The sequence below is a fragment of the Pseudomonas sp. 8_5_2 genome (genome assembly GCF_059295255.1).
Map to the genome: position 1 here is coordinate 3053473 of NZ_CM181238.1, position 11698 is coordinate 3065170.

10 protein-coding genes are annotated in these 11698 nt (G+C 63.1%); 5 read left to right on the top strand and 5 right to left on the bottom strand.

Going from position 1 to position 11698, the window contains the following annotated elements; translation table 11 throughout:
- Positions 1-3 precede the first annotated feature (3 nt).
- Complete coding sequence (locus AC5O5R_RS14055) at positions 4-1389, top strand: aldehyde dehydrogenase family protein (RefSeq protein ID WP_172288362.1); 1386 nt, start codon at positions 4-6, stop codon at positions 1387-1389.
- A gap of 127 nt (positions 1390-1516) precedes the next feature.
- Here AC5O5R_RS14055 and AC5O5R_RS14060 read toward each other — a convergent pair whose 3' ends face one another.
- Positions 1517-3427, bottom strand: coding sequence for a DEAD/DEAH box helicase (locus AC5O5R_RS14060; protein WP_172231719.1), 1911 nt, complete (start codon positions 3425-3427; stop codon positions 1517-1519).
- Between the two features lie 142 nt (positions 3428-3569).
- A complete protein-coding gene (locus AC5O5R_RS14065; RefSeq protein WP_172231716.1) occupies positions 3570-4469 on the bottom strand; it encodes a helix-turn-helix domain-containing protein in 900 nt (299 codons plus the stop codon).
- A 182-nt stretch (positions 4470-4651) separates the two neighbouring features.
- Here AC5O5R_RS14065 and AC5O5R_RS14070 point away from each other — a divergent pair, with 182 nt between their 5' ends.
- The 3 genes from AC5O5R_RS14070 to AC5O5R_RS14080 all read left to right on the top strand — a co-directional run bounded on the left by AC5O5R_RS14070 (position 4652) and on the right by AC5O5R_RS14080 (position 8576).
- Positions 4652-6010: a glutamine synthetase family protein gene (locus AC5O5R_RS14070; RefSeq protein WP_172229930.1), complete on the top strand. Its 1359-nt coding sequence runs from the start codon at positions 4652-4654 to the stop codon at positions 6008-6010.
- A 168-nt stretch (positions 6011-6178) separates the two neighbouring features.
- Complete coding sequence (locus AC5O5R_RS14075; RefSeq protein WP_172229927.1) at positions 6179-7267, top strand: polyamine ABC transporter substrate-binding protein; 1089 nt, start codon at positions 6179-6181, stop codon at positions 7265-7267.
- A 13-nt stretch (positions 7268-7280) separates the two neighbouring features.
- Positions 7281-8576, top strand: a complete 1296-nt coding sequence (locus tag AC5O5R_RS14080) for an NAD(P)/FAD-dependent oxidoreductase (RefSeq protein WP_172229924.1) — start codon at positions 7281-7283, stop codon at positions 8574-8576.
- Between the two features lie 33 nt (positions 8577-8609).
- Here AC5O5R_RS14080 and AC5O5R_RS14085 read toward each other — a convergent pair whose 3' ends face one another.
- Positions 8610-8915: a helix-turn-helix domain-containing protein gene (locus tag AC5O5R_RS14085; protein WP_172229921.1), complete on the bottom strand. Its 306-nt coding sequence runs from the start codon at positions 8913-8915 to the stop codon at positions 8610-8612.
- Positions 8896-9279 (bottom strand): type II toxin-antitoxin system RelE/ParE family toxin, encoded by a 384-nt coding sequence (locus AC5O5R_RS14090; protein WP_172229918.1) that lies wholly within the window; start codon positions 9277-9279, stop codon positions 8896-8898. Before AC5O5R_RS14090 ends, AC5O5R_RS14085 begins: the two co-directional genes overlap by 20 nt.
- 180 nt (positions 9280-9459) lie before the next feature.
- Between AC5O5R_RS14090 and AC5O5R_RS14095 the strand changes: the two genes are divergently transcribed.
- The gene (locus AC5O5R_RS14095; protein WP_172229915.1) at positions 9460-10137 is read left to right on the top strand and encodes a DUF3313 domain-containing protein; all 678 of its coding nucleotides are present in this window, start codon (positions 9460-9462) and stop codon (positions 10135-10137) included.
- A gap of 116 nt (positions 10138-10253) precedes the next feature.
- Here AC5O5R_RS14095 and AC5O5R_RS14100 read toward each other — a convergent pair whose 3' ends face one another.
- Complete coding sequence (locus AC5O5R_RS14100; RefSeq protein ID WP_172229933.1) at positions 10254-11630, bottom strand: L-serine ammonia-lyase; 1377 nt, start codon at positions 11628-11630, stop codon at positions 10254-10256.
- Positions 11631-11698: the final 68 nt, after the last annotated feature.

An 11698-nucleotide genomic window follows, 5' to 3' on the forward strand; every position in this document is an offset into this window, starting at 1 on the left:
GCCATGAGCGCGATCAGCAGCCTGACCCACGCCATCTCCCTCGACCCGTACAGCGGCGAGCAGATCGGCGCCTACCCGTTCGACACCGACGCCGCACTGGAAGCGGCGCTGCAACGTGCCAAGGTCGGCTACCGCCAGTGGCGCCAGGTGTCGCTGGGTCAGCGCAGCGAGTACTTGCTGGCCCTGGCCAGCACTCTCGAAGCCAAGGCCGAAGCGTTCGCGCAAATGATCAGCCGCGAAATCGGCAAGCCCGTCGCCCAGGCCCGTGGCGAAGTCAGCAAATGCGTCGGCCTGTGCCGCTGGTACGCCGAACATGGCCCGGCCATGCTCGCCGCCGAGCCGACCCAGGTTGAAAAAGCCCGCATCGAATACCGCCCGCTGGGCCCGATCCTTGCCGTGATGCCGTGGAACTTCCCGGTCTGGCAGGTATTGCGCGGCGCTGTGCCGGCGATCCTGGCCGGCAACACCTACGTGCTCAAGCACGCACCGAACGTGATGGGCAGCGCTTACCTGATGGGCGAGCTGTTCAAGGATGCCGGCCTGCCGGAAGGCGTGTTCGAGGTGCTGAACGTGACCCCGGACGGCGTCACCCGCGCCATCAACGACCCGCGCATCGCCGCCGTGACCCTGACCGGCAGCGTGCGCGCCGGCATGGCGATTGGCGCCCAAGCCGGTGCCGCGCTGAAGAAGTGCGTGCTCGAGCTGGGAGGTTCCGACCCGTTCATCGTGCTGGCTGACGCTGACCTGGATGCTGCCGTGCAGGCGGCAGTCATTGGCCGTTACCAGAACACCGGCCAGGTCTGCGCTGCGGCCAAACGCCTGATCGTCGAAGAAAGCATCGTCGATGAATTCACGCGCAAGTTCGTAGAAGCCACGCGCCAGCTGAAACTGGGTAACCCGCTGGAAGACGACACGTACATCGGCCCGATGGCCCGCTATGACCTGCGCGACGAGCTGGATGGCCAGGTTCAGGCGACCCTAGCCGAAGGCGCCACCCTGCTGTTGGGTGGCAGCAAGGTCGAAGGCGTGGCCAACTTCTATGCACCGACCGTGTTCGCCAACGTCACCCCAGAAATGACAGCATTCAAGCAGGAGCTGTTCGGGCCGGTGGCGGCGATCATCACCGCGCGGGATGCCGAGCATGCCGTGGAGCTGGCCAACGACAGCGAGTTCGGCCTGGCTTCGACCATCTACACCGCCGACTATGCACTGGCCGAGCGCATGACGGCAGCGCTGGATACCGGTGGCGTGTTCATCAACGGCTACTGCGCTTCCGACCCCCGCGTGGCGTTTGGCGGTGTGAAGAAGAGCGGGTTCGGGCGGGAGCTGTCGCACTTTGGTGTGCGTGAGTTCACCAATGCCCAGACGGTGTGGCTGGATCGTAACTGATTCTAGGCCTGGGGCCGCTTTGCGGCCCATCGCGGCACAAGGCCGCTCCTACAGGGCACTGATGCTGGGCGCTCCGCGTACCCTGCTGAATCAGTAAGTTATGTGAAGCTGCGAGGCCCTCAGGACCTCAATCCCGAACCTGGTCCTTGACCCAGTCCAGCATCCCCCCCGGCACGATCAGCTCATGCCGCGCCCGCGAACAGGCGGTATACAAGCCCGCCAGCATCCGCGCCCGCTCATTGCGGTTGCCCGCCACCTGCGGCGGCACCATCAGCTCTGGCGACACCATCACCCGGGAAAACTCCATGTTTTTCACATCCCGTACCCGCCCCAGGAACAGCTTGGGCGCCTTGTCCCAGCGGTAGCGGCTCTTGGCCTTGGCAAAGTGCTCCGGCGTATAGCCCTTGCGCAGCATGGTGGCCACGGCAACGAACGCCTTGTCATCGCCTTTGTCCTGCTCCAGCGCCTGCCAGCTGGCATAACGAAACAGCATCGGATGGCGCGGCCGCGTGCCATGCCGGTACAGCTCGATGCAGTCCTCGACGAACAGTTCGAAGTCCTTGCGGGCGCTTTGCAGCAACACGAACGGCACGCCTTGGTGAGTCAGGCGCTGAAACCAGCCAAACAAACCCCATTCGTCATCGACAATCAGCGCCGTGGGCTGCTCCGGCACCGTCACCGTGTCGAAGAAACTGACCCGGGTGTAATGCTCGGCGCTGCCACTGAATGCCGCCTGGATCGCCGCCGGATGTGCCTGAATCAGTGGGTTCAGCACATTGTCCATCGCCGGGCCGGCACGCAGTGAGTGGTCGATGCAGCGTTGCCGGATGAAACTGCCATGGTGCGCGCTGAGGCCATTAAGGTTCTGCAACTCGTCGCCCAGGGCGATGATCGACTGCGGGCTGCGGTCGAGCACGGCAAGCATCGGTGCCGACAGCTCGTGGGCCTCGTCGACGATGACATGGCTGTAGCGGCTGTCGATCACATAGCCCGTCAGTGCAAGCAGCTTGACCCGATGATAATCGCGCACCGGCAGCTGGATTTCCCGCGCCGACGGGCGAATCAGCTCCTGCCAGTACTGCCGCGCCTTCTCCAGCAGCACTTCCTGGTCCAGTGGGTGCGTGCCCGGCCCGGCCCATGGCAGGTGGTGCAACTGCAACTGGGTGTCAGCACTGTGGCAGAACGTGCGCACGGCGCGGATGCACAAGCCAACCACATCGCGAGCGGCCAGTGGCCCGATATCAGGAATCGCCAGCCATTGCGCCACCTGCGCGTCCTGCGGGCGCCACGAGCGCTTGGTGCGGTAAGGGTCACGCAGGCGCCAGCCATTGTTGGTGAGGTCACGGTTCAGCAGCTCGTCCGCCAGCTGGCCGAAGGTAAGCGCGGTGTACGCTGTGGCGTCCTTGACCCGCGCCTGCAACGCCCGCAACTGGCCCTCGGTAAGGGCCAGCAGCAACGTGCGCTGCGGGTCGAGCAGGCGGGCGAACTGGTGGATCAGGAAGGTCTTGCCAGTGCCGGCGAAGCCCTGCACTGCCACCGACTCGTCGATACCACTGAGAAATTCGCGTAACAATCGATTCTGCTGGTCGCTGAGTCTCAGGTCACTGGCCAAGGCCGGCAGGGACACAGGGTGCAGCGGTGTGGCGCGTTGGCGGTACAGGTCAGCGAACTGGAAATTCCACTGGCCCTCGGCATCCAGCAACTCTTCAGCCTTGTACTGCACCTCGGGGGACAGCAAGGCGAGACCGTTTTCGCCCAGCATGCCCAGGCCCATGGCCAAGGCTTCGTGATCGAAGTGCTGCGCCACCTGCCCCTGGAAGCGCCCGGGTGCCGCGCTTTCGACTTCATTGGCGATGCGCACGATTTCGGCGAAACGACGCTCTTGCGCATCTGCCGAGGCGGTGGCGGGCTGGCGCGGCAGGTTTTGCACGAACAGCACGGCGGCAGCGTCCAGGACGCTGGCGGTGGTGAAAAAGTCAGTGGTGGGTTCGCTGGCGAGGCGGTCGGCCTGGTCGCTGGGCAAAGGCAGGTAGAACATCGGCACCTCGGGTGGAAACAGGACGGCACCATAGCAATTTTCGCGGTGCAATGCTGGTCTCAGTGTTGCCCGGGGCGGCCTCTTCGCGGGTGAAACCGCTCCTGAATGTAACGCGCAGAGGCAGGTGGCACTGGCACCCGGTTCAACCCCTGCCGCGCTTCAACGTCTCGTTCGGAAACTCCTTGAACAACTGCCGGTAACTCTCTGAAAACCTTCCCAAATGCCAAAAAGACCAGCGCATCGCCACCTCGGCTACGGTCACGTCCCCACCGCGCAACAAATCCCGCCGCGCACCGTTGAGCCTGCGCAATCGCAGCCATTGCGCAGGCGGCATGCCGGTAAATGCCTTGAACGCCTGCTGCAGCTGGCGCAGGGAAACCCCGGCAACCTCCGCCAGCTCCACCAGGTTGAGCGTTTCCTCCGGGCAATCGGCGGCCCATTCACTGACCCGGTGCATGATCGCCCGTTCTTCGTCACGTCGCCCCAGCGCCACGCCCTGCAAGCGCTGGCAGGCGTTGTCGAGGATGAACAGGCAGTCCTCCAGCAGTTGCTCTGCCAAGGCCTGCCCCTGCAGCGGGCAATCGGCCTGGCTGAGGCGGGTCAGCGTGGCACTCAACCAGCTGCCGAACAGCGCATTCTGCCCGCTGCCCAGCGGTACCATGAACAACCCTTCCAGGCGCTGCGGGTCCAGCCCATGGTCGGCCAGGAAGCCCTGGTCGAATACCACGGCCACTTCCTGGTAGTTCTCCGGGGTGATCCAGATATTGCGGCTTTGTTCGTTCAGCAGGTACAGGCTGTTTTCGCTGCGGTCGAAACAGAACGCCAGTGAGCCGCTCGGCGCGCGAAAAAACTGCTCGACGCGAGTATTCAGCCTTTCTTCGTACACCTCCACGCCCTCAAGCCCCAGGCAACGCAGCTCGCCGCTGAAATGCCCCGGCGACATCTGCCGGTACTGTTGCTGCCAGCCAGGGGTGGCCCGCACTTGCTCGGTAACGTCGGTGGTGTGGTAAGCCTGGACCTGCAACGCATTGGCGGTTGTCACGCATTGTCCTGTGTGCACTCTTATGGTGCATTCGATGCCGAAGAAAGTGGATAGATCGCCCCTGGGGGCTGCGACCAAGATAGTCTCCAGTGCGTCACCTGGGAAGCGCAACGCCTTCGAAACCGTGCAACGGCTGGCACAGGCACCGCGCTCCCACACTAAAACCCAACCAAGAGGTCTGTATGAACGCCCCCTTCGATCAGCTGTCCACCTGGCTGAAAGAACACCGCATCACCGAAGTCGAATGCGTGATCAGCGACCTGACCGGCATTGCCCGGGGCAAGATCGCGCCGACCGCCAAGTTCCTCCACGAACGTGGCATGCGCCTGCCCGAAAGCGTGCTGCTGCAGACGGTCACTGGCGATTACGTGGACGATGACATCTACTACAACCTGCTCGACGCCGCCGACATCGACATGGTCTGCCGCCCCGACCCCACCGCCGTGTACCAGATCCCGTGGGCCATCGAGCCGACCGCGATCGTGATCCACGACACCTTCGACAAGCAAGGCAACCCAATCGAGCTGTCGCCGCGCAACGTACTGAAGAAGGTGCTCAAGCTGTACGCCGAAAAAGGCTGGCAGCCGATCGTCGCGCCCGAGATGGAATTCTACCTGACCAAACGCTGCGAAGACCCGGACTTGCCGCTGCAAGTCCCGCTGGGGCGCTCCGGGCGTGCCGAAAGCGGCCGCCAGTCGTTCTCGATCGATGCCGCCAACGAATTCGACCCGTTGTTCGAAGACGTCTACGACTGGTGCGAAATCCAGGGCCTGGACCTGGACACGCTGATCCACGAAGACGGCCCGGCGCAGATGGAGATCAACTTCCGCCACGGCGACGCGCTGGACCTGGCCGACCAGATCACCGTGTTCAAGCGCACCATGCGCGAAGCGGCGCTCAAGCACAACGTGGCCGCCACCTTCATGGCCAAGCCGATCACCGACGAGCCGGGCAGTGCCATGCACTTGCACCAGAGCGTGGTCGACATCGCGACCGGCAAGCCGATTTTCGCCAATGAAGACGGCAGCATGAGCCAGCTGTTCCTGCACCATATCGGCGGCTTGCAGAAGTACATCCCCAAGCTGCTGCCGATGTTCGCCCCCAACGTCAACTCGTTCCGCCGCTTCCTGCCGGACACCTCGGCACCGGTCAATGTCGAGTGGGGTGAAGAAAACCGCACGGCCGGCCTGCGGGTGCCCACCTCCAGCCCCGAGGCAATGCGCGTTGAAAACCGCTTGCCGGGCGCCGATGCCAACCCGTATCTGGCCATCGCCGCCAGCCTGCTGTGCGGCTACCTGGGCATGGTCGAGCAGATCAACCCCAGTGCCCCGGTGCAGGGCCGTGCCTACGAGCGGCGCAACCTGCGCCTGCCGATCACCATCGAGGACGCGCTGCAGCACATGGAGGACTGCGAGACCGTGCAGGAGTACCTGGGCAAGCAGTTCGTCCAAGGCTACGTGGCAGTCAAGCGTGCCGAGCACGAGAACTACAAGCGGGTGATCAGCTCGTGGGAACGCGAGTTCCTGATGATGAGCGTCTGACCGTCTGGGGGTGCTTTGCACCCCAATCGCCGGCAAGCCAGCTCCCACAGGTTACCCATGAGCCTGAAGCCAGCGCTGTACCTGTGGGAGCTGGCTTGCCGGCGATTGGGCTGCGAAGCAGCCCCCTTTAACACCGAACTCGAAGAACAAGACCAACGAGGTGTCCCCATGCGTCATCTGCAAACCCTGATACCCGCTGCATTCACCCTGCTGTTCGCCACCACCGCCCACGCCGTCCCCAGCGTCAGCGTGTACAACTGGACCGACTACATAGGTGACACCACTCTGGCCGACTTCCAGGCCAGCAGCGGGATCAAGGTGGTGTATGACGTGTTCGACTCCAACGAAACCCTCGAAGGCAAGCTGCTGGCCGGGCGTACCGGGTATGACGTGGTGGTGCCGTCCAACCACTTCCTCGCTCGCCAGGCCCAGGCCGGTGCGTTTCTGCCGCTGGACCGCAGCAAGCTGACGAACTGGCAGCACCTGGACCCCAAACTGCTCAAGCAGCTTGAACAGAACGACCCGGGTAACCAGTACGCCGTGCCTTACCTGTGGGGTACCAGTGGCATCGGCTACAACGTCGACAAGGTCAAGGCGGCGCTGGGCGTCGACCATATCGACTCGTGGGCGGTGCTGTTCGAGCCCGAGAACCTGAAAAAGCTCAAGCAATGCGGCGTGGCATTCATGGACTCGCCCGACGAACTGTTCCCGGCCATGCTCAACTACCTGGGCCTGGACCCGGGCAGCGAATCACCGGCCGATTACGCCAAAGCCGAAGACCGCTTGCTCAAGCTGCGCCCGTACATCACCTACTTCCATTCCTCCAAGTACGTCTCCGACCTGGCCAACGGCGATGTCTGCGTGGCCTTCGGCTACTCCGGCGACGTGTTCCAGGCTGCCAACCGCGCCGTGGAGGCCAACAACGGCGTGAACATCGCCTACAGCATTCCCAAGGAAGGCAGCAACCTGTGGTTCGACCTGCTGGCCATCCCCAAGGACGCCAGCAACCCCGACCAGGCCCTGGCTTTCATCAACTACCTGCTCGACCCCAAGGTGATCGCCAAGGTCAGCGCCACGGTCGGCTATGCCAACGCCAACCCGGACGCCAAGGCCTACATGGATGCATCACTGGTGCACAACGCCGAGATCTACCCACCCCAGGACGTGCTGGACAAGCTGTACATCTCCAGCACCCCGAGCCCGAAGATCATGCGCCTCATGACCCGCTCGTGGAGCAAGATCAAGTCCAATCGCTGAGCCGAGAACGCCCATGTCTTTCGATACCCAACACACCGCATCGTACTACGCCGCCACGGCTCGCGATGCAGCGCCCTACCCCAGCCTGGACGGCGAACTGACGGCCGACGTGTGCGTGGTCGGCGGCGGGCTGACCGGCGTCAATACGGCCCTGGAGCTGGCCGAGCGCGGCCTGTCGGTGGTACTGCTGGAAGGCCGACGCATCGGCTGGGGCGCCAGCGGGCGCAATGGTGGCCAGCTGATTCGCGGCATCGGCCACGACGTCAGCGGTTTCGCCCGGCATGTCGGCCAGGATGGCGTGCGCTACCTGAAGCAGGCCGGCATCGACTCTGTGGCGCTGGTCGCCAGCCGCATCGCCCAGTACGGCATCGATTGCGACCTGCGCTGGGGATTCTGTGAGCTGGCCAACACCCCCGCCCAGTTCGAGGCCTTCAAGGATGAACAGGATGACCTGGCCGCGCTGGGCTACCGCCCTGAAACCCGCCTGGTCGACGCCGGCCAATTGCATGAGATCGTTGCCAGCGACCAGTATGCCGGCGGCCTGGTCGACATGGGCTCGGGCCACCTCCACCCGCTGGACCTGGTCCAGGGCGAAGCCCGCGCCGCCCATGGCCTGGGTGTGCGCATTTTCGAGCAGAGCCCGGTACTGCGCATCGAGCACGGCCCCAGCGTTGCCGTGCATACCGCACGCGGCAAGGTACGGGCGAGCAGCCTGGTGCTGGGTTGCAACGCCCACCTCGATGAACTGGAACCGCGCTTGAGCGGCAAGGTGCTACCGGCCGGCAGCTACGTGGTCGCTACCGAGCCATTGCCCAAGGCACTGGCCAGCAGCCTGATCCCGCAGAACATGGCGCTGTGCGACCAGAAGGTCGGCCTGGACTACTACCGCCTCACCGCAGACCGCCGCCTGCTGTTCGGCGGCGCCTGCCACTACTCCGGGCGCGACCCCAAGGACATTGCCGCGTATATGCGACCAAAGGTGCTGAAGGTGTTCCCGCAACTGGCCAATGTGCGCATCGACTACCAATGGGGCGGCATGATCGGCATTACCGCCAACCGCTTCCCTCAGGTCGGGCGACTCAGCCAATACCCGAACGTGTATTACGCTCAAGGCTATTCCGGGCATGGCCTGAACGTGACCCACTGGACGGCGAAGCTGCTGGCCGAAGGCATTGCTGTCGGCCATAGCCAGGGCCTGGATGTGTTCAGCGCCGTACCACACCTGACCTTCCCTGGCGGCAAGGCATTGCGCTCGCCGCTGCTGGCCCTGGGAATGTTGTGGTACCGGTTGCGCGAGGTGCTGGGGTAGCAGCCAGGCAGCCGCTTCGGGGCAAATGGAGGCTTAAAGAAGAACCTGCAGGCCTTTGTCTTTAATGACATTCAGCAACTTCAAGGCAGGCCCGGAAGGGCTTGTCTCGCCCTGCTCCCATTTGCGAACCGTCGACGCACTGGTATGTAAATGCATCGCAAAGACCGGTTGACTGAAGTTGAGCGCCTCGCGCAATCGACGGATGTCCAGCGCGCTGAAATCCCGCACGGGCGCGGGACACAGCGCTTCGTAATCGCGAAGGGTGACTTTGCCGACTGCCCCGGCCTTGTGCAGCGCAACAAGGTCCTCACGTAACGATTCAATCAATTTGCTGCTCACAGCAGACCTCCATCAACACACCCGCTAGAATCGCCCGGCCAAGCGCCAACGGTGATAAGTCCAGAAAAACCTTGCCTGCGAATTGCAGCGCCTTTTGCTCTTCCTGCGTGATAGTGGCCTTGTCGCTTTTGGCGAAACCATACAGGAACACACAGCGATTGCCGATGCGGGCGGAAACCAGGGTTCGATACCCACCACGCTTGCCCATACCCTGCGCAGCTACGCGTTTTTTGAACAACTCCCCACCCAGGCTTGCATCGACCAGGCCTCTGCACATTTCATCCACTGCTTTGCAGAGCATTTCGTCCCTGAGCCTATGAGCAGCTTGCCAACGCGCGAAATCCTTGCGCCTGAAGATTTCCATTACACAACCCACCATACCCGTATCGGGCATAGCTTTCCACTACCGGTCGCTGATGACTAGTTGGCGTGATCCTATGTATCGGTAGGAAATTTCGCCGCCTGGACACGCGATGCCCACTGGCCAACCGTCTCGCACCTGCTAGCGTTGTTCTGGCCGACCCCTCATGGATGCCTCTTCATCATGAAATCACTGCCCCGCCTTACCCTGTTGTGCGCCGCGCTGCTTGCCGTAGCCGCCTGCTCCAGCCATAGCGTTGACCCCAAGGACTATTCCGGCTTCCTCAAGGATTACAGCCGGCTGCAAGAAGCCAAGAGCCCGTCGGGTGACCCGGTAATGCGCTGGATCGACCCCAAGGCCAACATCAACCAGTACAGCCAGGTGTTCGTCGAGCCCAGCCAGTTCTACCCCAAGCCGCAGCCGACAGCCGTCATCTCGGCGCAGACGCTGCAGGAGATCACCCGCTACTTCAATGAAGCGCTGCGCCGTGAAATCGGTAGCGTGATGCCACTGGCCAAGGGCCCCGGCCCGGGGGTAATCGTGGTGCGCCCGGCAATTACTGCGGTGTCCACCAGCAACGAGGGGCTCAGGCCGTATGAGGTGATCCCCATCGCGCTGATTGCGGCAGGCGTGAACACGGCCACCGGTGGCCGTGACCAGGATGTGGATGTGGGTGTGGAGGCTGCCTTCCTGGATGGCGCCAATCAGAAGGTGTTGGCCCAGGTGGTGCGCAAAGGCGCGGGTCAGGAACTTGAAAACGATACCCAGAAACTGACCTTGAATGACGTCAAGCCAGTACTGGACGGCTGGGCCAAGGACATGCGCGCCAGCTTCATCGAGGCGAAGCAGAAAGCCCGCTAACCCTTGCAGCGGACACTGCAGGAGCAGCCTTGTGCTGCGAAGAGGCCGGTTCAGGAATACAGATATCAGTGCAGCTACCGGCCTCTTCGCAGCGCAAGGCTGCTCCTACAACAGGCTCAACACTCGACGAACGCAACCGCCAGGCCGCCCCGAGAGGTTTCCTTGTAGTTGGCATGCATGTCCGCGCCGGTGTCACGCATGGTGCGGATCACCCGGTCGAGTGAAATAAAGTGCTCACCATCCCCACGCAGCGCCATCTGCACGGCGTTGATCGCCTTCACCGCAGCAATCGCGTTACGCTCGATGCACGGCACTTGCACCAGTCCGCCGACCGGATCGCAGGTCAGCCCGAGGTTGTGTTCCAGGGCGATCTCGGCCGCGTTTTCCAGCTGGGGTGGCGTGGCACCCAGCACCTGGGCCAGGCCGGCAGCGGCCATCGAACAGGCCGATCCCACCTCGCCCTGGCAGCCGACTTCGGCGCCGGAAATCGATGCATTCTTCTTGCAGAGAATGCCGACAGCCGCTGCGCCAAGCAGGAAATCCACCACATCGGCATCGCTCGTGGTCGGGTTGAATTTCATGTAGTAGTGCAACACCGCCGGGATGATACCGGCAGCACCGTTGGTAGGCGCGGTCACCATGCGCCCACCGGCGGCGTTCTCTTCGTTGACCGCCAGGGCAAACAGGTTGACCCATTCCATGGCGCTGAGCGTCGAGCCGATCACGTTGGGTTTGCCCAGCTCCTGCAGGCTGCGGTGCAACCGGGCCGCGCGACGTTTGACGTGCAGACCGCCAGGCAGGATGCCCTCGTTGCGCAGCCCGTTATCTACGCAATCCTGCATTGCAGCCCAGATACGCAGCAGGCCTTCACGCACCTCGGCTTCCGGGCGCCAGGCACATTCGTTGGCGATCATCAGTTGCGCCACGCTCAGGTTGTGCGCCTTGCACAACGCCAGCAGCTGGGCAGCACTGTCGAACTCGTAAGGCAATGCCACTGCATTCGCAGCGTCCGCCGGCGCATCGATTTCGGCCTGCTCTACGATAAAGCCGCCACCCACCGAATAGTAGGTCTGGCGCAACAGACTGCCCTGCCCGCCCATGGCTTCGAGGCTCATGGCATTGGGGTGATACGGCAGGTTCTCGTCGAGCAACAACATGTCGCGTGCGTACTCGAACGCCAGCGGGTGGCTGCCATCGAGCATCAGGCACTGCTCCTGCAGCACCTGACCGATGCGTGACTCGATGGTGGCCGGGTCGATACGGTCTGGCCACTGGCCCATCAGCCCCAGCAGGCAGGCACGGTCGGTAGCATGGCCCACCCCGGTAGCCGACAGCGAGCCATACAGCCGCACTTCGACGCGCGTTACCCCTGCCAGCAGCCCCTGCTCGCGCAGGACCTGGGCAAATGTCGCCGCTGCCCGCATGGGGCCGACAGTGTGGGAGCTGGAGGGCCCGATGCCGATTTTGAAGAGGTCGAAAACACTGATAGCCATACTAATGCCTGACCGTACCTTGATATGTATCCAAAGCACGGGTATCTAGAGAAATTGAGCTTTGACGC